The organism is Gulosibacter macacae (assembly GCF_003865375.1).
GTDB classification, from domain to species: domain Bacteria; phylum Actinomycetota; class Actinomycetes; order Actinomycetales; family Microbacteriaceae; genus Gulosibacter; species Gulosibacter macacae.
This window is the reverse complement of sequence record NZ_RQVS01000005.1, coordinates 43025-65184: the sequence shown is the minus strand read 5'-3', so window position 1 is coordinate 65184 and position 22160 is coordinate 43025. Positions and strand designations below refer to the sequence as shown.

Below are 22160 nucleotides of genomic sequence, written 5' to 3'. Positions count from 1 at the left end.
CTAGGCGCTAGCGCGCGCCCGCGCCAGCTTCCTGCTCGAGCTCCGCAATGAGCGCATCCTCTTCGTCTGCATCGCTCGGACCACGGCGCTGCTTGCGTTCGCGCTCGCGCTTCCGCGCCGCGATCACGCGCGGATCGGATTCGTTGCGCTCTCGGAACTCCTCACGGATGCCGTAAACGAGACCGACCAGGGCGATCACCGCGAAGATGATCCACTGCACGGCGTAGCTGAGATGGTTGCCCTCGGTGGGTTGCGGTTTCGGCGTGAGCGCACCGGTCTCAGCTGCGACCGACTCGGAGCGCAACAAGCCATAGGCACCGGTGTAGACATTGCCGCCAAGCCATTCGTTGAGCGTCGGCAGGTTGATCGTGGCGATCTGCCCCGCCGGCGCAGATCGCCCTGGAATCTCGGGCTCACCTGGCTTGAGTCTCACCGTCACCGTGAGCTCACCCTCAGGCGCTGCCGGAATGTGATCAGGATCGTCCTGGGCGGCACCGGTCGGAATCCAGCCGCGGTTGACGATGAAGATCTCGCCGGTGTTCGTGCGGAAAGGCGTGAGGATCTCGAAACCGGGCATGCCGTCCTTCGGCCGCGCGCGGGCGAGCACCTGTTCTTCGAGGAGATACTCGCCAGTGAGTTCCACCGGGAGCCATTCCTGCGCGTCGCTGTAGGCATCACGCGTGGGGAGGGCTTCGGCGATCGGCACCGGCTCGGCGTCGTAGTTCACTGCGACCTTGTGGTTCTCATCCACCCGCTCGTCGCGGCGGTCGAACTGCCAGTGTGAAAGAAAACCGCAGGCGATCGCGAAGATCACCATGAGCACGAAGTAGCTCACCCATCGTCGCGAAAGCAGAAACCGCCAGCCTTGGCGACGCGAACTCATACAATCGGCTCCTCATTGACTGGATCACTGACCGCGTGCACCCGCACGGGGAAGTCGCGCGAGGCCAAGAATCCGAGCAAGAAGTCGAAGTGGGCCTCGCAAGCCAGCCAGATTTTTACTCGGTCAGCTTCGTGGATGCGCGGGTTGCGCCACTCGATGCGATGCACCGCCGGGTGATCGCACTGCGCGCGTGAGCAACTCACCGCGGGTGCGAAGGCGCCCTCTCCGGCGCGCAAGCGCATCCGCAGATCGAATTCGCCCGAGCTCATTGGTTTTGCTCCTTGTAATCCTGTGTGGAGTGTTCGTGTGCGGCTCGCGCCCAATCGTCAGCGCTGACGGGCGGCCGATAAATCTCGATTGCGCCAACGTCGGGACGTTCCACATCCCGGCGCCGGCGCTCTTTGATGTGGTTTACGAGGACCACAGCGATCCACGGCAGGAAAATTGCTCCTGCCGCAATGAACCAAATCAGCGGACCACGCACAAACACCATGAGCACTACACAGGCCGTGCGGAACGCCATCGTGAGCAGGTATTGGCGCATGCGCGCCTGACGCTCCTCTTCGGCCGATTCGGCCATTGAGGTGATGTTGGTCACCTGCTTGCTCATGGGTGTTCGACTTGCTCCGTCCGACCAGTCCAGCCTACTCCGCCCCCGCGTAGGATGGGCAGAATATGACCGGCATTCAGACCGGTTTCAGCGGATGAGCGCGAGGAGCACTATGACCGAGCAAGCCAACGTGAATGGCACGGCCGAATCGGGCCGCGTGGCCCTCGTTACCGGTGGTAACCGCGGTATTGGCCGGGCGATTGCCGAGGACCTCATTGCCGCTGGCTATCGCGTCGCCGTGACGTCGCGTTCGGGGGAGGGAGGCCCTGAAGGTGCGCTCACGGTGGCCGCCGATGTCACCGATGCCGCGTCGATTGATGCGGCGTTCTCGCAGATCGAGGCCGAACTCGGCACGGTCGAGGTTGTGGTCGCGAATGCGGGGGTGACGAAGGACACGCTACTGCTGCGCATGAGTGAAGAGGACTTCACCGACGTCATCGACACGAACCTCACGGGTGCATTTCGGGTAATCAAGCGTGCTTCGAAGGGGATGCTCAAGGCTCGCTTCGGTCGCGTGGTGCTCATTTCGTCGGTGGTCGGCCTCTATGGTTCGCCCGGACAGATCAACTACTCGTCATCGAAGGCGGGCCTCGTGGGTATGGCGCGTTCACTCACGCGCGAGCTCGGCGGCCGCGGTATCACCGCCAATGTGGTGGCGCCGGGCTTCATCGAAACTGAGATGACGGCAGTGCTGCCCGAGGCGACGCAGAAGCAGTACCTCGAGACGATTCCGGCGGGTCGCTTTGGCCGCGTGGATGAAATCGCGAAGACCGTGCGCTGGCTCGCCTCGGATGATGCCGCCTATGTGTCGGGTGCGGTGATTCCGGTCGACGGCGGCCTCGGCATGGGGCACTAGTCGGGAAGCGAGTGTCGGCTGAGGTTCTCGGTGCGCAACCAATGCGCCTCGAGAACCTCAGCTGACGGGTGTGTTACGGCAACATCGGGATGAGCTGACGCATATCGCGGTCGCGCAAGACTACTGAGGCCTCGGCGCGCACGACTGGCTTCGCGTCAAAGGCCACCGAGATGCCGGCGATCGACATCATCCCCAGGTCGTTGGCACCGTCACCGACGGCCATGGTGCGTTCCATGGGCACGTCAAGTGCGTGGGCCCAGGAACGCAGGGTGAGGAGCTTGGCCTGTTTGCCGATGATGGGCCCATCCACCTCGCCGGTGAGTGCGCCCTGCTCGTCAACGGCAAAACGGTTCGCACGCCAGAGGTCGAGGCCAAGGTGCTCAGCGAGCGGATCGAGCACCTCGTGGAAGCCGCCAGAGACTGCGGCGACCCGGCCGCCGCGCTCGTGCACGGCTGCGATCATCTCGGGCACGCCCTGAGTAACGGTGATGCGATTGCGCACTTCGCCAACCTGCTCGAGCGTGACGCCACGAAGGAGTTCCACGCGCGCCCGCAACGAACCTTCAAAGTCGAGTTCACCGCGCATGGCACGTTCTGTGACTTCGGCGACCTCGTCGCGCACACCGGCGTAGTCGGCGACGAGTTCGATGACCTCATCTTCGATGAGGGTCGAGTCAACGTCGAGCACCACGAGGAAACGCGCGCCCGGGGTTACCGCCCCGAGCCCAACCGGCGGTTCGAGGCGGAGTCCCTGCACGCTCAACGGGTAACCACTGCGTTCTTCGGCACCACCGTGAGACCGGATTCGGTGACCGTGAAGCCACGCGCCTCATCGGCCGCTCGGTCGACACCGACCGAAGCGCCCTCGCAGACGCGCACGTTCTTGTCGAGGATGGCGCGACGCACGACCGCACCCTGCTCAACCTGCACGCGATCAAAGGTGACCGAGTCAACGACGAGTGCGCCACTCATCACCCGCGTCCATGGGCCGAGCACCGAACGCTCAATGTGGGCCCCTGAGATCACCGAACCCAGCGAGATGATCGAGTCGATCATGGTGCCGGTCGAACCGCGGCCGTCGCGCACGAACTTCGCCGGCGGCGAGTTGAGCTGCTGCGACATGATCGGCCACTTCTCGTTGTAGAGGTTGAAGATCGGCAGCGTCGCGATGAGGTCCATGTGGGCCTCGTAGAACGAGTCGATGGTACCGACGTCGCGCCAGTAGTCGCGGTCACGCGGCGTTGATCCCGGCACATCGTTGTTGATGAAGTCGTAGACACCACAGTCGTTTGCCTCGACAAAGGCGGGGATGATGTCGCCGCCCATGTCTTTCTTCGAGGTTTCGTTCTCGGAGTCGCGGGTGACGTAGTCGACGAGTTTGTCGGCGTCGAATACGTAGTTACCCATTGACGCGAGGATTTCGTTGGGGCTGTCGGGCAGTCCGTCGATCGTTTCCGGCTTTTCGAGGAATTCTCGAATTCGCGTCGGGTTTTCGGGGTCAACATCAATCACACCGAATGACTTCGACATTTCAATCGGCTGACGAATTGCCGCAACCGTGGCGCCGAGGCCCGACGCAATGTGTTGCTCGATCATTTGTGAGAAGTCCATGCGGTAGACGTGGTCGGCACCGACCACGACAACGATGTCGGGCTTCTCGTCGTGGATGAGGTTGAGCGACTGGAAGATCGCGTCAGCCGAGCCCGAGAACCAGTGCTTACCGCGACGCTGCTGCGCTGGAACCGTCGATACGTACGCACCGAGCATGGCCGGCAGGCGCCAGGTCTGCGAAATATGACGGTCGAGCGAGTGCGACTTGTACTGCGTCAGCACGACGATTTGGTCAAGACCCGAGTTGATGAGGTTCGCGAGCGCGAAATCGATGAGGCGATATTGCCCCGCGAACGGCACTGCGGGCTTTGCCCGATCTGCCGTGAGCGGCATCAGGCGCTTGCCCTCGCCACCAGCCAATACGATCCCGAAGATCTTCTTTTTGCTTTGCCCCAGTGCCATGCCGCCACTCTAAAGGCAATTTGTGAACTATTTCTCTACCTTGCTCACGTACGCTGGCGGCATGCGAGTTGACGTCATTTCCCGTGAGTATCCGCCAGCTGTCTACGGGGGAGCGGGGGTGCACGTCACCGAGCTCGTGAAGGCCATGCGCGAGGACATTGACGTCGTCGTCCGCTGCTTCGGTGAGCCGCGTGATGAAGCAAACACCTACGCCTATGAGACGCCGGCTGACCTCGCCGATGCGAACGCGGCACTCGGCTTCCTTGGCACTGACCTGCGCATCGCCGCCGATGTTGAGGGTGCCGACCTCGTGCATTCACACACCTGGTATGCGAACCAGGCTGGCAACGTTGCCAAGTACCTGCACGGCATCCCGCATGTGATTTCGGCGCACTCGCTCGAGCCGCTGCGACCGTGGAAGGCAGAGCAGCTTGGCGGCGGCTACCGTTTGTCGAGCTGGATGGAGCGGGACGCCTACACGAACGCTGACCGCATCATTGCGGTATCGAACGGGATGCGGAACGACATTCTGCGCTCGTACCCGCAGCTCGACCCCGCCAAGGTCGTGACGATCTATAACGGCATCGACATTGACGAGTGGCAACCCGTCAACGACCCGGAGTTCGTGCGCTCACTTGGCATTGACCCCGACCGTCGCTCGGTGATCTTCGTCGGCCGCATCACCCGCCAGAAGGGCCTGCCGTACCTCCTGCGTGCGCTCCGCGAGCTTCCCGAGGATGTGCAGATCGTGCTCTGTGCTGGCGCACCCGACACGAAGGAGATCGAAGCCGAGGTGCGGGGCTTGGTCACCGAGTTGCAGCAGGAGCGCGATGGTGTGCACTGGATCAGCGAGCACCTTCCGCGCCCCCAGATCATGGCGCTCCTCACGCAAGCACAGGTGTTCATGTGCCCATCAATCTACGAGCCGCTCGGCATCGTCAACCTCGAGGCAATGGCCTGCGGCACCGCAGTTGTCGGCAGCGGCACCGGTGGCATCCCTGAGGTCGTGCTTGATGGCGCGACCGGACGCATCGTGCCGATCGAACAGGTGCAGGACGGCACCGGCACGCCGATTGACCCGGACAAGTTTGTTGCTGACCTGGCTGCGACATTGAACGAAGTGCTCGCCGACCCCGAGAAGGCGGCCGAGTACGGCCGCGCGGGACGTGAGCGCGTCGAGCAGGAGTTCACCTGGAAGCGCATTTCCGAGCAGACACAGGCGCTGTATCGCGAACTCATTGAGGGCTAAGCCGGTAGCCTGGCCGCATGTCTGAAGTCGTCAAGTTCTCCGACGTTCGCGTTGTCCGTTCCGGGCGCCCCATCCTCGATGGCCTCAACTGGACGGTCGAAGAAACCGACCGCTGGGTGATCCTGGGTCCTAACGGAGCCGGGAAGTCGACGATCCTCAATCTCGCAGCTGCCCAGCTGCATCCTTCGAGCGGCTCAGTTGAGGTGCTTGGGGAGCGGTTGGGTCGCACGGATGTGTTCGAATTGCGTCCGCGCATCGGTATCGCATCAACCGCCATGGCTCGACAATTGCCGGGCGAAGAGCTCGTAGCGGATGCGGTGATGACCGCAAGCTACGGAGTCACCGGCCGCTGGAACGAGTCGTACGACGAAATTGACCGCGAGCAGGCCGAGGCGGTGCTCGATGAGTGGCAATTGAGCGGCTTCGCGGATCGACTGTTCGGCACGCTCTCCGATGGTGAGCAGAAGCGCACGCTTACCGCCCGCGCGGTGATGACCGATCCAGAGCTGCTCCTGCTCGACGAGCCGAGCGCCTCGCTTGACCTCGGTGCTCGCGAGAGCTTGCTCGCATCCCTGTCGGAGTATGCCGCGAGTGATTTCGCCCCGGCGATCATCATGGTGACCCACCACGTGGAAGAGATTCCCGTGGGCATCACGCACGCACTGCTCTTGCGTGAGGGTCGCATCGTGGCCGCGGGACCACTTGCCGAGACCATCACGGCGGCAAACCTCAGCGAGACCTTCGGCTTGCCACTGCAGGTGAATGAGCAGGATGGTCGCTACACCGCGCGGGCAGTGAGCTAGCCAGCCGGCAAGCCAGCCAGCATCTTGGCACGGCGACTGGGGAACACTGCGGCAAACCTGGTGAGCGACACGCCATTGCGACTTCCGTGAGTCGTCACTTGGGTGCTATGCTCGATCCTTGGCTTGCCACGGCTCGAAGTGTCGCCTCCCGCGATCGTCGAGATCTGCGGTCGCCCGAGATGCAATTGCAGTGGCAGTTTCAACGGGCGGCGCACCGTGCACACTCCGTATTCAACGTTCACTTCATGAAGAAGGTAACCCGATGAAGTCAGAAATCCACCCGGACTACCACTACGTGGTGTTCAACGACCTCGCATCGGGCGAGAAGTTCCTCACCCGTTCGACGGTCACCAGCGAGAAGACCGTTGAGTGGGAAGACGGCAACGTCTACCCGGTCCTTGACGTCGAAATCTCGAGCGCCTCGCACCCGTTCTACACGGGTAAGCAGCGCATCCTCGACTCGGCCGGTCGCGTCGAGAAGTTCAAGAACCGCTACGCCAAGTTCGGTTCGGGCGCCAAGAAGGACTAGTCCTTCCACGCCCAACCAAGGGCGAGCGAGCAATGCTCGTATGACGGCGGTGTTCCCCTCGGGGAACGCCGCCGTCGTGTTTCTGCCTAGGAAGGTACCTCATGACTCGACAGCTCCCACGTGCGCTGCGGCCGTTCCGATCGTCGGATTACCGCATCCTCGCGTTGGCTATGGCGGTCTCGCTGTTTGGCTCTGGCATGTGGGCCGTCGCGATGGTCTACGAAGTCATCGAACTCGGTGGCGATGAGATCGCGCTCTCACTGGTCGGCACGGCAACGGCTGTCGGCCTCATCACGACGGCGGTGCTCGGTGGCATTGCGGCGGACCGCCTGCCTCGGCGGTGGATTTTGCGCGGGGTTGAGCTACTCAATGTGATCGCGGTGGGGTCGAGCGCGATTCTCAGCGCAATTGGTCTCGTCGAGGTGTGGCACCTCGCGGTCACGGGCGCGATGCTCGGCGCCGCGACCGGGTTCTTCTTCCCGGCGTACTCGGCGATTCTGCCGAGCATCCTGCCCGAAGACGAGTTGCTCGCGGCCAACGGGCTCGAGGGGATGGGGCGGCCGGTGCTCATGCAAGCAGCTGGCCCCGCGCTTGCCGGCACGATCACGGCGGCGATCTCGCCGGGCACCGCGATCATGTGGATCGCGCTCTGTCATGTGATTGCATTTGTGAGCCTGTTTCGCCTGCACCCTCGGGTGGATGAGGGGAAGCCGGCCGCGCCTGATGTCGTTGGGCTCGCCACGACCACGTCACCACGAACTTGCCCGATTCCGATCGCACATGCGCAGGAGGCTGACCCCGGAGCGGCAGCGGAAGCGGAGGCTGGAGTTCGGTCGGCAGCCGACGCCTTGTCTGCAGCCGACACCGCCGAGTCGAATTCAACTGCCGCTGCGGGCGCGACGACCACGGTCTGGCAAGACCTCGTCGAGGCCGTGCGCTTCACCGTGCGCACGCCCTGGCTCGCCTGGACGCTCGCCTGGTCATGCCTCATCGTGTTCGTCTACGTCGGGCCGTTTGAGGTGCTCACACCGTTCCTCTTGCGCGATCGGCTCGGGCTTGGCTCCGACTCGTTCGGACTCGTGCTCGCGGCATTCGGCGTCGGCGCTGCCGTGGGCTCCCTCATCATGGCGTCGGGACGACTGCCTCGTCGCTACTTGACTCTCATGCTCATGAGTTGGGGGCTCCCGCTCGGACTCTTTGCGGCGTTCGGGCTTGCCACCGAGCTCTGGCACCTCATCGTGATCGCCGTGATCGTGGGCGCCACCGGCGGCATCGGCGGCGTGATTTGGGGCACCCTGCTGCAGCGACGAGTGCCCCGTCACATGCTGGGACGCGTCTCGAGCCTCGACTTCTTCGTATCGCTCGCGTTCATGCCGCTGTCGATGGCCCTCGTCGGTCCCGTTGCGAAGGCAGTTCCGATCGAGTGGATCTTCATCGGTGTCGGTGCGATCTCCGTCGTGTCGACCATCGTGGTGTGGCTTGCCGGGCGCTTCACGGCCGACGAGATTGCGCATCCGCTCGATGTCGAGGGGAGCTAGCCCCGTCGACCGGAGTTAGCCCCGCACCGGCCAGCCACGCTCCACGGTGAAGTTCGGGTCACGCTGACGACGCATGTAGTCTTCGAAGTCGGCCGCTTGCGCATCCGCCCAGGCCACCTGCTTGGCGTGGAGTTCCTCGAGCGCGACACCAAGTTCATCCGGATACTTCGCCGCCATCGCGAGGGCAACGCGACCTGCCGCCACGGCGTCATCGGCAGCATCGTGCGCATCGAGAAGCTCGACACCGTACACGGTGGCCGCATCTCCGAGCGCGCGCTTGCCCTTGCGGTAGCGGTCGACCGCCTTGTCGATGACGAGTGGGTCAATCACCTGGGGCCCGAGCACCGGCGGTTCAATGCCGTAGCGACGGCATTCCGCGGCGAGCAGAGTGAGGTCGAAGGGCGCGTTGTAGATCACAAGCGGCAGGCGATTGCGGGCGATCCAGTCGAGCGAGGCGCGCACTTTGGCGATGACCTCGGCGGCTGGCTCGCCATTCTCACGCGCCATCTCGGTGGTAACCCCGTGCACGGCGGCCGCCGCTTCGGGAATCTCGACGCCCGGATCGGCAAGCCAATCCGTGCCGCGCTCAATCTCACCGTGCTCATCGATGATGCCCACGAAGGCAGTGACAAGCCGCGCTTCACGCGGATCAATACCTGTGGTCTCGGTGTCGAACACGGCCACGCGGCTCATCCAGGTCATCGGGGCTCCTTAGGCAGAATCAGCGGTGTCAATGTGGTGGAGCGGCTGCGGCGCATCCTCGTCAGTGCGAATGATCGAGATGGCGTTCGTTGCGGTATCCACGAACTCGGGGTCGGCAACGTAGAGCCAATAGAACTGCTTAGCACCAAAGGTCAGGGTGACGCGGCCATCCGCACCGACGCGCGGAAATTCTTGGCCGCCGAAGAGGTCAAATAGGCGCGCGCCGGCGTCAGCGGGCAGGTCGATGGTCGCCTGGGTCGGGGTGTCGGCGAATGAGAAGACGCAGAGGATGCGCTCGCGCCGGTCACCACCGTGACGATGGCTCGCCTCACCCTGGTAGTCGCGCACATAGGCGAGGACCGACTCGTGCGAGGTGCTTGCGACGGTCAGCCCACCCATGCCGAAGACCGGATGCTGGCGGCGCAGGTAGAGCATGTTCCGCATCCAATGCAGGAGCGAGCCCGATTGCGCCATCTGCGCCTCGACGTTGACGTGACCGTAGTTGTAGACGAGCGATTGCACGACGGGCCGGGCGAGCTTGCCGGGGTCGGCGCTCGAGAATCCGGCATTGCGGTCGGGCGACCACTGCATTGGCGTACGTGAGGCGTCGCGGTCGTCGAGCCAGATGTTGTCGCCCATGCCGATCTCGTCGCCGTAGTAGAGAATCGGCGAGCCCTTAAGCGAGAGCAGGATTGCGTTGGCGAGCTTGATCTCATCAAGCGAGTTTTCGAGGAGCGAGGCGAGGCGACGGCGGATGCCGACGTTGACGCGCATCCTCGGGTCATAGGCGTACCAGCCGTACATGGTCTGGCGATACTCCTCATCCACCATTTCGAGGGTGAGCTCGTCGTGGTTGCGGAGGAAGACGCCCCAGGTGGCCGTTGGCGGGATCTCGAGCTGCTGGCTCAGGATCGACTCGAGTTCGGTCTTGTTGCCCGAGCGCAGTGCGTAGTAGATGCGCGGCATGGTGGGGAAGTCGAACGCCATGTGGCATTCGGGCTCTTCTTCGGTGCCGAAGAAGTCGACGACTTCTTCGGGCCATTGGTTTGCCTCCGCGAGCAGGATGCGGCCGGGGTATTCGTCGTCGACCATGGCCCGCAGGCGGGTGAGAAACTCGTGGGTTTCGGGCTCTCCCTCGCCATTGCCCTCCTCGGATTCGAAGAGGTAGGGGATGGCATCGAGTCGGCAGCCGTCGACGCCAAGATCGAGCCAGAATCGCACGATGTCGAAAACCTCACGCTGAACGTTTGGCGATTCAAAGTTGAGGTCGGGCTGGTGCGAGAAGAAGCGGTGGAAGAAAAACTGGCGGCGGACCGGGTCGAAGGTCCAGTTCGATTCTTCGGTGTCGACGAAGATGATGCGGTAATCGCGGTACTTGTCGTCGGTGTCGCTCCAGACGTAGTAGTCGCCGTAAGGACCGTCCGGGTGCTCACGTGACTGCTGGAACCACTCGTGCTGGTCGGACGTGTGGTTGATGACGATGTCGATGAGCACGCGCATATTGCGGGCGTGTGCCTTCGAGACAAGCTCGCGGAAGTCATCGATGGTGCCGTAGTCGGGGAGCACCTTGCGGTAGTCAGCGACGTCGTAGCCGTCATCGCGCAGCGGTGATTCGAAGAACGGCGGGACCCATAAGACGTCGATGCCGAGCCACTGCAGATAGTCGAGCTTAGAAATGAGGCCCTGAAAATCGCCGGTGCCGTCACCGTTCGAGTCGGCGTAGGAGCCGACGAGGACCTCGTAGTACACACCTCGCTTGTACCAGTGCTCGTCGCGCTGGAGTCCGGGGAGCATCATGGGTGCGCCATAGCTCATCTCGAGTTCCTTTCTTGCGGCTTCTCTGGTTTCGCGGCCTACTTTGGGCCGGGCTCCGTACACTTTTCCACGATGCGCCTCCACAACCCCCTCGAAATCGCCCTTGCCGACATTCCCGTGCGTCGGAGTTCACTGATGATTGGCGGTGCCCGGACTGCTATCTGGGAGTATGGGGCGAACGATGCACCTGAGACGATTGTGCTCGTTCACGGCTTCCGTGGAACCCATCACGGGCTGCTTTCGCTCGTCGCGGCGATGCCCGAGGTGAGGTTCATCGCGCCCGATCTTCCTGGCTTTGGTGAGTCGGCTGTGTTTGCTGTGGAGCACTCGCTGGATGCCTACGCGACGTGGTTGCGTGAGTTGCTCGATGCGCTCGACCCGGATGCTCGAGCTGTCGTGCTCGGACACTCGTTTGGTTCGCTCGTGGTGGCGCGACAGGTCGCGGCGTTGGCGCCGCGACGGATCGTGCTCGTGAATCCGATTGCCGAGAATGCGCTTACTGGTCCGGATCGGGTCATGACCAACCTCGCGATCTTCTATTACTGGATGGGGGCACGTCTGCCGCGCGGGCTCGGGAATGCTTTGCTGAGTTCAGGGCTCATTACCCGGGTGATGAGCGAAGTGATGGCGGTGACGAAGTCGCGGGCGTTGCGGGCGTGGATTCACCGGCAGCACGCTGATCACTTCTCGGAGTTCGTGTCGCGCGAGTCGCTACTGGATGCGTTTCGGGCGTCAGTATCTGACGACATTCGCGCGCACAGTAGCGAGTTTCCCGAAGGCACACTTCTCGTCGTCGGCGAAAAGGACGCCATCGCGCCGTTGCCGGCATCGCGTCGCTTGCACGCGGCGATGCCTGGGTCGACACTGCAGGTCATTGGGGGAGTGGGACATCTCATTCACTACGAGACCCCACTTGCGCTCGCTAGGGTGCTGCGCGAACACATCAAGTAGAAGCCTCGAATGGAAAACCGCGAAAGAGTGCAGTGAGATGACTTCGACCGTCGCCATCGTTGGTGGGAATGGGCAGATTGCTCGGATGCTGACCGAGCTTCTCGTCGACGAGGGCAGTGCTGTTCGGTCGATTGTGCGCAATGCCGAGCAGGTGGACTCGCTGCGCGAGCTCGGTGCGGAACCGGTGGTGTGCGATTTGGAGCAGGCCGCGACGACTGAGCTGGCTGGCGCGCTCAGCGGATGCGATGCGGTCGTGTTTGCGGCCGGTGCTGGCCCCGGCTCAGGCGCCACGCGGAAGCATACGGTGGATTTTGAAGGTTCGGTGAAGTCCATGCGAACGGCCGTCGAAGCCGGGGTGACGCGCTTCGTGCAGATCAGTTTCATTGGCGCGGAGGATCCCGTGCCGACCGGAACCGACGAGGTGTTCGCTGCGTATTGGGATGCGAAACGCGCTGCCGATGAAGCACTCCGTGAGGAAGCCCTCGACTGAACCATTGTGAAGCCGGGCATGCTCACCGACGATGCGCCCACGGGATGCGGTGAGTTGTCTTTCCGGAGTGTCGGGCGTGGGGCGAAGACGCGACGCTCGGATGTGGCGAAGTTGTTGCAGCTCGTGCTGGCGGAACCACGGACGATAGGGCTGGACATTCGCGTCAGTGAAGGCGCAGAACAGCTCGAGGATGCGTTGGCTCGCCTCGTCGAGGACGCGCAACAATAGCTCGCTGAGTGCCTTCCGTTGACGCGCTCTTGGACCGAGCGCTCGTTGCCGGGGAGATGGGGACTAGAACGGTGGCGGCTCGTCGTCATCCTGTTGCGGTTGAGTCGGCTTGAACCAGACTCTTGGAGGATCTGGAACCTGCCTGGTTGACTCGACGATTGTTGATTCACTGCCTATCGATCGGGTGCCGGTGGCCTCGGTCAAGCGCTGCTCGTTCCAAGGTTTCGCGATTCGACCCGGCCGGTCCGCATAGATGCGGCCATTTGGCGAGGTCCACTCGAGCTCGCCGCGCGAAGTCTGACGCAAATTCCAACCGCGGTGCTTCATCGTGTGATGCGCGCGACACAGCGCCGAGAGATTGTCGTGCGTCGTCCTGCCGCCAGCGATCCACTCGATGGTGTGATCTAGATCGGCATCGCGAGCCGGGCGGCGACAACCCGGAGCACGACAGTGCTGATCCCGCGACTCAATAAACCTGCGCAAGGCGGCTGAGGGCCGGTAGGTGTCAGCGGCAATCGCCTCTCCCGAGATTGGATCGGTCAGGATTCGCGTCCACAGCGCGGCCGCGCCGCAAAGTGCCATTGCGATGTCGAGCGGAATCGGCCCGGTACCGTCGAGTACCGCAGGCTCGTCGGATGCACCGATAGCAGCAAGTACTGGCACAGTGATTGCCACTCGAGCCTGGATCGAGTTGAGCGCAGAGTGTGCTGAGTCGGTCGGCACGAAGCCAGCGAGCAAGAGATCAGCAAGCGCATCGGCGCGAACCGCGTCAAAGTTCCGGTCGTCAGAGTTCGGGTTGCTGGCGTTCCGGTCGTCGAAGTTCCGGTCGTCGGAATTTCGGCCATCGCCTGTGTCGTCTAAATCTCTGGCGTCTAGATCTCCGGCGTCTAGATCTCTGGCGTCTAGATCTCTGGCGTCTAGATCTCTGGCGTCTACATCTGCAGCCGCGCTGTTCCGATTAGATTCCCCGGCCGCACTCGACCCCTCCAGAACATCACGCTCGTTCGTGCCATCTTCCTCATCAAGACGGACGTTCTTGCCCACACCAGCACGGACATCACTATGCGAGGGAGGGGCGCCGTCGCCAGACACGACGCGACCAAATGCATCCATCGATGCCTTGCGTTCGCGAGCGTTGACGCGTGCGAGTTCGGTGAGCCGGTCATGAATGGCATGCGCGAATACCGAGGGCAACTCGGCAATCAGCAGCGACATACCGTCTTCAAGATCGGTCACCCGAACTCCTCGTTCCCGCCGAGCTCGCTGTTGGCGCTCAGCAACGACTTCCGGTTCGAGCTCAGCAGCAAATCGCCGGGCAGACTTCTCTAACCGCCCCGGCGTCGTTTGCGCCGCCTGATCGATCGCCAGCTGCTCATATTCACTCCGAGACTCCGCCGCCTGCAGGGGAGCGCCGCACCGGGCGATCACTCGCGCGTGCGCCACGTCAATCTCGCCGAGCAACAGTGCCTTGGCCACCGACGGGAAGTTTCGATGAATCTCGGCCGCCTCATCGATACGCGCGAGGATAGTGCGCTCACTCCGCCGCGTGAGCATGCCTATCTCGGCGGCGATCGAACGCAACTCATTGTCGAGCGCTCGGGACGACTCGCCCTGTTTCGCCGCTACGCAGATCTCAAACGCCGTGCACAGCAGCGCCGACTCAATCGCATCGGCGATGGCACGCGCCCGGTGATTCGCTTCGATTGCGGTGAGCAGTTCGCGTCGAGCACGTGCGAAATCGATCAACGGCGCGGTTTTGTCGCGGTTGTTCATCCTTTGCACCTCCCAGCAGTGCAGCGAACCAAAGCATCTACGAACAAGAAACAGCAGTGATGGAGCTGGGTGGAACCGAGGTTGAGAGCAACTCAACCTCGCACGTGAATCGAACTTATGTTCTAGATTAGCCGATGGTGTTGAGGTTACGCAACTGTTTTCGCAAAGCAATCTCGTAGGTTTCGTAACGTAAATCGTGGCGATGCCGAGAGCTCATCTGGAACACACTGCATCCCATCATGAGCCTCCGACACCGCCACGTTCGCGAGTCTGAAACAGCACCGCCTAGCTACGCACGAGCTCCGGCTCCGGGTTCTCCACAAACTTCGAGTTGTTGTAGCGATCCTCATCGAGGATGCCGGCACGCTTCGCCACGATGGTCGGCACGAGTGCCTGACCCGCAACGTTCGTCGCCGTGCGCGCCATGTCGAGTATCGGGTCGATCGCGAGCAAGAGTCCAACGCCCTCAAGCGGCAGTCCGAGCGTCGACAGCGTCAGCGTGAGCATCACGATCGCACCCGTGAGACCCGCCGTCGCGGCCGAGCCAACCACCGCCACAAACGCGATCAGCAGGTAGTGGTGCAGCTCCAACTGCACGCCGAAAAGCTGCGCCACAGTAATCGCGGCGAGCGCCGGGTAAATCGACGCGCATCCATCCATCTTCGTCGTCGCACCAAGCGGCACCGCGAACGAAGCGTATTCCTTCGGCACGCCGAGCTGCTCGGTCGTGACGCGCATCGTGAGCGGCAGCGTGCCAATCGACGAGCGCGACACGAAGGCGAACTGAATCGCCGGCCACGCACCCGCGAAGAAGCGGCCGGCACGCAGGCCGTGCATCCGCGCAATCACCGGGTACACGATAAACATGACGATTGCGCAGCCGAGGTAGACGTCAAACGTAAACACCGCGAGGGGCGCAATGAGGTCCCAACCGTAGTCTGCAACCGCGCGACCGATGAGTGCACCACCACCGATCGGCGAGAGCAGAATCACCCACCACACCAGCTTCGAGAAGATCTCGAGCACCGCTTCAGTGAACTTCACGAACGGCTGCGCCTTCTCGCCGATAGCGAGCGCCGCGGCACCAATGGCGATTGCGAGCACGAGAATCTGCAAGACGTTGAAGGTGAGGCCCGAATCGTTCGTGCCGGCACCGAGGAAGTTCGCCGGCACGATCGACTTGAGGAAGTCAAGCCAGCCACCCGTGCGCTCAGGCGCCTCAGCACCCTCGAGGCTCAGCGTCGCATTCGCGCCCGGGTTCGTGAGCAGGCCAATGGTGATGCCAATGACCACTGAAATCGCCGCAGTAATGGCGAACCACACGAGCGTCGACACCGCGAGCTTCGCCGCATTTGCAACCCCACGCAGGCGCACGATCGACACCACAATCGCCGCGAAGATCAGCGGCACCACGACAACGCGCAGCACCTGCACAAAGATCGAACCGATGGTGCCGAGGGTGGTGGCAAGCCATTCGACGTCCCACACACGGGCGACGGCACCGAGCAGAATGCCGAGGGCGAGACCAATGAGTACGCGCGCACCGAACGGGATGCGCGACGGCGCCTTCTTCTGTGCGGGCGGCGCCGCAGCTGGAGAACTAGACAAGGTGATCCTTTCAACAGTCGCGGCGACAACGCCGCGAAACGGGTAAGCGCCGCGAGCACGCGGCCTGGCTTGGATGCACGCCCACCACTGGGGGGGTGACGCTCCCAGTCAGCGACGCGCCGCAGAGTGCGCGCACTTCGTGTCGCGGGAGAGAAGCGTGGAGAGCGGGGAGAGATCGTCAGCAGATCGACGCATCCGACCGCTCGGATGCACGAAGCTCACGATGGTAGACCACCACGAGGTGATCGAGGGCAGATACTAACGCGAACGCAGACAGCACATCGTCGACTGCCGGAGCAGGTCGATGTGCAGGCGACGCCAGAGGTGCAGGCGCTGCGGTTGAGTAGTCATGATCACCGAGACTAACAGTTGCACGCGCAACTACCGAGCCAAACGCATCCGCATGGCGCCAAATTACGCGAGCAGGAGCCCAGCGGCACCAGCAAGCGCCTCGCTTGTCCCCGCATCCAGTCGCAGCGTCGCAACCTCGTCAGCACGCGTCGGTCCGCGATTAATTACTGCCACCGGCAGGCCGCGCCGTTGCGCCCGGTGCAAGAGGCGGATGCCCGTATTCACCACCATCGACGAACCCGCGATGATCAGCGCATCGGCGTCATCGATGAGGCGCCCGGCGGCTTCAGTGGCCGTCGGCGGCACGAACTGCCCGAACATGACGACCTGTGGTGCGAGCATCCCACCACAGTTCAGGCATACCGGTACCTCAAACGCCTCGACCACTGTCTCGGGAATCGCGGCATCACCGTCTGGGTTGCCTTCGACCTCACTCGTGACGGCTGCGAGCGCGGGATTTTCGGCACGCATCCGGGTCAAAAGTGCCGCGCGCGATTCAACCGCGCCGCACACTGTGCACGCGACTGAGCGCACGTGGCCGTGCAGCTCGACCACGCGTGCCGAGCCTGCCTCCAGATGCAGCCCGTCAATATTCTGCGTCGCGAGCCCGGTCACGAGCTCCGCCGCCTCAAGTTCGGCGAGCGCGAAATGCCCAGCGTTTGGTCGCGCGCGATCGAACCTCGGCCAACCGATCGCGGCGCCCGCCCAATAGCGACGGCGCCGCTCGTCGGAGCGCTCGAACTCTTGCCAGGTCATCGGGTTCCGCACCGGACGTCCGGGGGAGCGGTAGTCGGGGATGCCCGAATCGGTCGAGACACCCGCACCGGTGAGGACTGCGGCATGGCGGCCATCGAGAAACTCCGCGAGTTGCTCAGCCGCGATTCCGGCGGCGCGGGCGGCGTCGAGGCTCGTCATCACGCATCCCTTCCGCACCGATCATGACAAACTCGACCGGTGCGCATCATTCCGATCACCAGTCTCGACCACGCCGACGCTGGACTGGCAGATTACCTGAGCCTCACCGACGTTGCCCTGCGCCGAAAGCTTGAGCCAGCCGGTGGTCTCTACATGGCGGAGTCAGAGAAGGTGATTCGTCGCGCCCTCGATGCCGGGCACGCGCCGCGTTCGATGCTCTTGCAAGATAAGTTCTTGCCCCAAGCCGAAGCCCTCCTCGCCGATCATCCCAACACCCCGGTGTATGTCGGGAGTGAGGCCTTGCTCGAAACGATCACCGGCTACAAGATGCATCGGGGCGTGCTCGCCGCCATGCACCGACCCGAGTTGCCGGATGCGGCCGAGATTCTTGCGCGGGCTCGCACGGTTCTCGTGCTCGAAGACATCGTCGATCACACCAATGTGGGCGCCGCCTTTCGCAATGCCGCGGGCCTCGGCGCCGATGCGGTGCTCGTCACCGAACGTTGCGCCGACCCGCTCTACCGCCGCAGCGTGCGCGTCTCGATGGGCACAGTGCTGCAGATTCCCTGGGCAAGGTTGCCGAAGTGGGATGCGGCCAAGAGTCTGTTCACCGAGGCCGGTTTCGAAACGGTGGCGTTGGCACTCGACCCGGATGCGATTGCGCTCGCTGACTACGCCGCCTCGCGTCCCGAACGGGTGGCACTCATGCTCGGCACCGAGGGGGATGGGTTAAGTCGCGCGGCGCTGCGAACCGCAGATCGCACGGTGATTATTCCGATGCAGCACGGTGTCGATTCGCTCAATGTCGCGGCGACGAGCGGCATCGCGCTCTATGCGCTCCTCGACGGGGCGGGCACCGCAAACTAGGCCGCAATGCGAACGCGCCACACGCTACTGACTGTCGGGCGTCGGGGGCGCCTCGTGGTCAGGCTCCACCGGCCCCTCGCGCCTCATCGCCCCGCGAATCACCCGAGGTTCGGGATACTTCGGTTCGATCGAATCACCACTCGATACCCCGCGGAGCCGACGGCCGAGCCACGGCACAACAAATTCACGCGCCCAGACGAGATCGTCACGCCGTGCCTCTCGCCAGCGTTGCGGTCGCATCGGTTCCGGTTGCATGGGTTGCAGTTCGTTGTCGACGTGGAGCGCCGCGAGCACGAGCCGCGCGACCTGGTGGTGCCCAAACTCATTGAGGTGCAGGCGGTCGGAGGCCCACATCCGGGTGTTCTGAATTTCTTTGCAACCCCATTGGTCGACGACGACGCAACCATTACGATTTGCGATGCTCCAAAGGTTGCTGTTGTAGATCGCTACCTCGGGCCGGATGCGGCGGAAGGCCACCGTCGAAAACTTCGTGTCGACGCCGGTGAAGAGCACCACGGTCGCGCCAGTGGCCACGAGCCGCTCGACGATGCGCTCGAATCGAGCCGCCACAATGTCAGCGTCGGCGCCGGGACGAATGAGGTCATTTCCGCCGGCACTAATGGTGATGAGATCGGGCTTGAGTTCGATGGCACGCTCGACCTGCTCATCACTGATTTGCGCAAGCAGTTTCCCGCGCACCGCGAGATTGGCGTAGGCGAAGTCGTCGCAGCCAAGGGCAAGTTGCTCAGCGACACGATCTGCCCAGCCGCGCACACCATTGGGTGCATCGGGATCGGGGTCACCGACGCCCTCGGTAAACGAATCACCGAGCGCGACGAAACGACGCCAGGGATGCGTCGGCGCGTTACTCGTGTCGGGCTCTGTCATGCTGTACTCCTGAATTCTGGGCAGTTGCGAGCGACGCCTGTCGGAGGCTGGGGTTACCGTAGATGACATGCCCACGAGTGATCCCCGCGTCCTGCTTGACGATGACCTGCTTGCTGCGTTTCGCGAGCGGGCCTCGCGGTACGACGTCGAAAACGAGTTTCCCACCGCTGACCTCGACGATCTTCGAGAAATCGGTTATCTCAAGCTGCTCGTGCCTCGTGAGTTCGGGGGCCTGGGCCTGAGTCTTGAGCAAACTGCCCGGATGCAGGCGCGGCTCGCTTCCGCCGCGCCGTCGACTGCGCTGGCAGTGAACATGCACCTCATCACGACCGGGGTCGCGCGCGTGTTGCGCGCTCGTGGTGATGACTCGCTCGATTGGGTGGCCAAGGAGGCCGCAAATGGCGAGGTCATTGGCCTCGCCATTTCGGAGCCGGGCAATGACTCCGTCACCTTTGATTCGACCGTGACCGCAGTGCCGGATGGCGAGGGCGGCTACACCTTCACCGGCACGAAGTTCTTCACCTCGCTCTCTCCGGTGTGGACACGGCTTTGGATCTTCGGTCGCGATGATTCCGGCGACGAGCCGCGACTTGTCCACGCCATGCTCCGTCGCGATGACGAGGGCATCCACATTCATGACGATTGGGACACCGTCGGTATGCGCGCCACGCAGTCCTGCACCACCTCGCTGTCTGGGGTGCATGTGCCTGCCGAACGCGTGATCGGCTATTCGCCAGTCGGTCCGAACGGTTCGCCCCTCGTGTTCGGCATCTTCGCGAACTTCCTTTTGCTCATCGGCGCCTGCTATGTCGGCCTCGGCGACCGAGCGGTCGAGCTTGCCATCGAGTCGGCGCACCGACGCATGAGCCACTCGCGTGAGGGCGCCCCGTATGCCGACGACCCGGCTATTCGTGACCTCGTGGCGCGCATGGGGATGCGGCAGCTCGCCGCACGCACGCTCGTCGAGTCGACCGCGCGCGATGTTGACGAGATTGCGAACCACGGCGCGAGCTGGTTCCCGCGGTTCACGGTGGCCAAGCACGATGCCTCCAATGCCGCTCGTGCCACGGTCGCCGACGCACTCGAGGTCGTGGGCGGCGCATCGTTCCGCTCGTCGTCAGAACTCGGTCGCCTTTATCGCGATGTCGCTGCGAGCATCTTCCACCCCTCGCAGGACCGCGTCGTGCGCGCGGGCGTCGCCAACTGGTTACTCGGTCCGATCGGCGCTGTCGATTCCGAGTCAAAGCGCAACGCGGAGGCGAACGCCTCGAATGACTGAACTCCGCCCGAATCCGGGCGGTCACCAGGTCGGCACCTACGCCGCCGAGCATCTTTCGCCGGCGTTTCCGAGGCGCGCCCCCTGGGGTACCGCCGGTAATCTGCGTGCCTGGCAACAGGAAGCGATTGAGCGCTACTTCGAGACCGAGCCGCGCGACTTTCTTGCCTCCGCGACCCCCGGCGCTGGTAAGACAACCTTCGCGCTGCGACTTGCGACCGAACTCCTCAGTCGCGGCACCGTGAACCGAGTCATCGTCGTCGCTCCGACTGACCACTTGAAAACCCAGTGGGCCGAGGCCGCGGCGCGGGTTGGCATCAGGCTCGACCCGAAGTTCACCAACGGCCAGCGCGCCTTCTCGCGCGAGTATCACGGTGTTGCCGTCACCTATGCGCAGGTGTCGATGAAGCCGTACGTGCACGCGCACATTTGCTCGGCGGCGCGCACGCTGGTGATTCTCGATGAGGTGCACCACGGTGGCGACGCGCTTTCGTGGGGCGATGCGCTGCGCGAGGCGTACGAGCACGCTGAGCGTCGGCTCTCGCTCACCGGAACACCCTTCCGCTCTGACGCTGCGCCCATCCCGTTTGTGCGCTACGAGCCCGACTCGGCTGGCGTGCGCGTTTCGCGCGCTGACTACACCTATGGCTACGGCCGCGCCCTGCGCGATGGCGTCGTGCGACCGGTGCTGTTCATGTCGTATGCCGGGTCGATGCGCTGGCGCGATACCTCCGGCGAAGAGATGTCGGCGGGCCTCGGCGAGGACAACACCAAGGACATCACCGCACAGGCCTGGCGCACCGCGCTTGATCCCGAGGGCGAATGGATGCAGCAGGTGCTGCGTGCCGCCGACCAGCGACTCACCGAGGTGCGCCACGAGGTGCCGGATGCTGCTGGTCTCGTCATTGCCACCGACCATGAAGCTGCCCGCGGTTACGCGAAGCTCCTTGAATACCTCACCGGCACCAAACCCGCGCTGATCCTCAGCGACGACAAGGGCGCATCCGATCGCATCTCGTCGTTCTCGGCCTCAGACGAACGGTGGATGGTCGCCGTACGGATGGTGTCGGAGGGTGTCGATGTGCCGCGCTTGGCTGTAGGCGTCTATGCCACGAGTTCGTCAACGCCACTGTTTTTTGCCCAGGCCATCGGCCGCTTCGTGCGCGCCCGACGCCGCGGTGAGACGGCCAGTGTCTTCCTCCCGTCAGTGCCGAAACTCGCTGGGCTCGCCTATGCACTTGAGCTCGAGCGTGATCACGCGCTTGACCGCCGCGAGAGCGGCGACGGCGAGGATGCGGATGGGCTCACCGCCGAAGAGCGTGAACTCGCCGAGGCGGAACGCGAAGACAAAGCCTCAGACGAGCTCACGAAATACACCTTCCAAGCAATCTCGTCGGACGCTCAATTCGACAAGGTGCTCTATGACGGTGGAGACTTCGGATTCGCGGCGGAGGTCGGATCGCTCGAAGAACTCGAGTACCTGGGTCTTCCGGGCATCCTCGATCACGACGAGGTCGCGGCGGTGCTTGAGCAGCGCGCACAGAAGCAGACCCGCATCCAGGATGCTCGCGGCCGCGGCATGATCAGCGACGGTCACGAGACGGTGATTCCCATGCATCGATCGCTCAAGGAACAGCGGACCCTGCTCAACTCGCTCGTCGGGTTGTACGCCCGGCAAAGTGGTGAGCCGCACGGAGCGGTGCACTCGGAGTTGCGCCGCACCTGCGGGGGACCGGCGGTAGGGCAGGCAACGGCGCATCAGATACAGCAACGCATCGACCTGCTGCGGCGCCGCCTGCGGTCGGTGTAGCGCGC

Annotated in this window: 22 protein-coding genes; 11 read left to right on the top strand and 11 right to left on the bottom strand. The window is 63.5% G+C overall.

Annotated features, from left to right (window positions below):
• Positions 1–7: 7 nt before the first annotated feature.
• Genes EG850_RS05165 through EG850_RS05155 form a run of 3 tightly spaced genes read right to left on the bottom strand, consistent with a single transcriptional unit; the run spans position 8 to position 1493 of the window.
• The gene (locus tag EG850_RS05165) at positions 8–883 is read right to left on the bottom strand and encodes an SURF1 family cytochrome oxidase biogenesis protein (protein ID WP_124970972.1); all 876 of its coding nucleotides are present in this window, start codon (positions 881–883) and stop codon (positions 8–10) included.
• Positions 880–1152 (bottom strand): hypothetical protein, encoded by a 273-nt coding sequence (locus tag EG850_RS05160; protein ID WP_407920580.1) that lies wholly within the window; start codon positions 1150–1152, stop codon positions 880–882. The genes EG850_RS05165 and EG850_RS05160 overlap by 4 nt, the downstream gene beginning before the upstream one ends.
• On the bottom strand, positions 1149–1493 hold the full coding sequence (locus EG850_RS05155) for a DUF3099 domain-containing protein (RefSeq protein WP_124970969.1): 345 nt from the start codon (positions 1491–1493) through the stop codon (positions 1149–1151). Before EG850_RS05155 ends, EG850_RS05160 begins: the two co-directional genes overlap by 4 nt.
• A gap of 112 nt (positions 1494–1605) precedes the next feature.
• On the opposite strand from EG850_RS05155, the gene fabG reads away from it, so the two are divergent.
• On the top strand, positions 1606–2349 hold the full coding sequence (gene fabG, locus EG850_RS05150; RefSeq protein WP_124970966.1) for a 3-oxoacyl-ACP reductase FabG: 744 nt from the start codon (positions 1606–1608) through the stop codon (positions 2347–2349).
• 73 nt (positions 2350–2422) lie between these two features.
• Here fabG and serB read toward each other — a convergent pair whose 3' ends face one another.
• Together serB and glgC are read right to left on the bottom strand one after the other, a co-directional pair.
• Positions 2423–3106, bottom strand: coding sequence for a phosphoserine phosphatase SerB (gene serB / locus EG850_RS05145; protein WP_235829215.1), 684 nt, complete (start codon positions 3104–3106; stop codon positions 2423–2425).
• 2 nt (positions 3107–3108) lie between these two features.
• A complete protein-coding gene (gene glgC / locus EG850_RS05140) occupies positions 3109–4362 on the bottom strand; it encodes a glucose-1-phosphate adenylyltransferase (RefSeq protein WP_124970963.1) in 1254 nt (417 codons plus the stop codon).
• Between the two features lie 61 nt (positions 4363–4423).
• Here glgC and glgA point away from each other — a divergent pair, with 61 nt between their 5' ends.
• The 4 genes from glgA to EG850_RS05120 all read left to right on the top strand — a co-directional run bounded on the left by glgA (position 4424) and on the right by EG850_RS05120 (position 8481).
• Positions 4424–5611: a glycogen synthase gene (glgA, locus tag EG850_RS05135; protein WP_124970960.1), complete on the top strand. Its 1188-nt coding sequence runs from the start codon at positions 4424–4426 to the stop codon at positions 5609–5611.
• Between the two features lie 17 nt (positions 5612–5628).
• Positions 5629–6414, top strand: coding sequence for an ABC transporter ATP-binding protein (locus tag EG850_RS05130; RefSeq protein WP_124970957.1), 786 nt, complete (start codon positions 5629–5631; stop codon positions 6412–6414).
• A 262-nt stretch (positions 6415–6676) separates the two neighbouring features.
• Complete coding sequence (locus EG850_RS05125; protein WP_124970954.1) at positions 6677–6943, top strand: type B 50S ribosomal protein L31; 267 nt, start codon at positions 6677–6679, stop codon at positions 6941–6943.
• Between the two features lie 101 nt (positions 6944–7044).
• Positions 7045–8481: an MFS transporter gene (locus EG850_RS05120; protein WP_124970951.1), complete on the top strand. Its 1437-nt coding sequence runs from the start codon at positions 7045–7047 to the stop codon at positions 8479–8481.
• A gap of 15 nt (positions 8482–8496) precedes the next feature.
• Here EG850_RS05120 and EG850_RS05115 read toward each other — a convergent pair whose 3' ends face one another.
• Complete coding sequence (locus tag EG850_RS05115; protein ID WP_124970948.1) at positions 8497–9183, bottom strand: exonuclease domain-containing protein; 687 nt, start codon at positions 9181–9183, stop codon at positions 8497–8499.
• A gap of 9 nt (positions 9184–9192) precedes the next feature.
• On the bottom strand, positions 9193–10998 hold the full coding sequence (gene treS / locus EG850_RS05110; RefSeq protein ID WP_124970945.1) for a maltose alpha-D-glucosyltransferase: 1806 nt from the start codon (positions 10996–10998) through the stop codon (positions 9193–9195).
• Between the two features lie 72 nt (positions 10999–11070).
• On the opposite strand from treS, the gene EG850_RS05105 reads away from it, so the two are divergent.
• From EG850_RS05105 to EG850_RS13410, 3 genes are read left to right on the top strand one after another with little or no spacing between them, the layout of a single operon-like run.
• Positions 11071–11949 (top strand): alpha/beta fold hydrolase, encoded by an 879-nt coding sequence (locus EG850_RS05105; protein WP_124970942.1) that lies wholly within the window; start codon positions 11071–11073, stop codon positions 11947–11949.
• 37 nt (positions 11950–11986) lie between these two features.
• The gene (locus EG850_RS05100; RefSeq protein WP_124970939.1) at positions 11987–12439 is read left to right on the top strand and encodes an NAD(P)H-binding protein; all 453 of its coding nucleotides are present in this window, start codon (positions 11987–11989) and stop codon (positions 12437–12439) included.
• 18 nt (positions 12440–12457) lie between these two features.
• Positions 12458–12667: a hypothetical protein gene (locus EG850_RS13410; RefSeq protein ID WP_124970936.1), complete on the top strand. Its 210-nt coding sequence runs from the start codon at positions 12458–12460 to the stop codon at positions 12665–12667.
• 63 nt (positions 12668–12730) lie between these two features.
• On the opposite strand, the gene EG850_RS05090 is transcribed toward EG850_RS13410, so the two are convergent.
• The 3 genes from EG850_RS05090 to EG850_RS05080 form a co-directional block, all read right to left on the bottom strand.
• On the bottom strand, positions 12731–14440 hold the full coding sequence (locus EG850_RS05090) for an HNH endonuclease signature motif containing protein (RefSeq protein ID WP_148097111.1): 1710 nt from the start codon (positions 14438–14440) through the stop codon (positions 12731–12733).
• 285 nt (positions 14441–14725) lie between these two features.
• Positions 14726–16048, bottom strand: a complete 1323-nt coding sequence (locus tag EG850_RS05085) for a dicarboxylate/amino acid:cation symporter (RefSeq protein ID WP_124970930.1) — start codon at positions 16046–16048, stop codon at positions 14726–14728.
• A 414-nt stretch (positions 16049–16462) separates the two neighbouring features.
• Complete coding sequence (locus EG850_RS05080; RefSeq protein WP_124970927.1) at positions 16463–17314, bottom strand: Sir2 family NAD-dependent protein deacetylase; 852 nt, start codon at positions 17312–17314, stop codon at positions 16463–16465.
• A gap of 39 nt (positions 17315–17353) precedes the next feature.
• Between EG850_RS05080 and EG850_RS05075 the strand changes: the two genes are divergently transcribed.
• Positions 17354–18181 (top strand): TrmH family RNA methyltransferase, encoded by an 828-nt coding sequence (locus tag EG850_RS05075; protein ID WP_407920579.1) that lies wholly within the window; start codon positions 17354–17356, stop codon positions 18179–18181.
• A gap of 24 nt (positions 18182–18205) precedes the next feature.
• Here EG850_RS05075 and EG850_RS05070 read toward each other — a convergent pair whose 3' ends face one another.
• Positions 18206–19069 (bottom strand): SGNH/GDSL hydrolase family protein, encoded by an 864-nt coding sequence (locus EG850_RS05070; RefSeq protein ID WP_124970924.1) that lies wholly within the window; start codon positions 19067–19069, stop codon positions 18206–18208.
• 67 nt (positions 19070–19136) lie between these two features.
• Here EG850_RS05070 and EG850_RS05065 point away from each other — a divergent pair, with 67 nt between their 5' ends.
• Entirely contained in the window at positions 19137–20348 is a 1212-nt protein-coding gene (locus tag EG850_RS05065; protein ID WP_124970921.1) for an acyl-CoA dehydrogenase family protein, read from the top strand.
• Positions 20341–22155, top strand: a complete 1815-nt coding sequence (locus EG850_RS05060) for a DEAD/DEAH box helicase (protein ID WP_124970918.1) — start codon at positions 20341–20343, stop codon at positions 22153–22155. Before EG850_RS05065 ends, EG850_RS05060 begins: the two co-directional genes overlap by 8 nt.
• Positions 22156–22160: the final 5 nt, after the last annotated feature.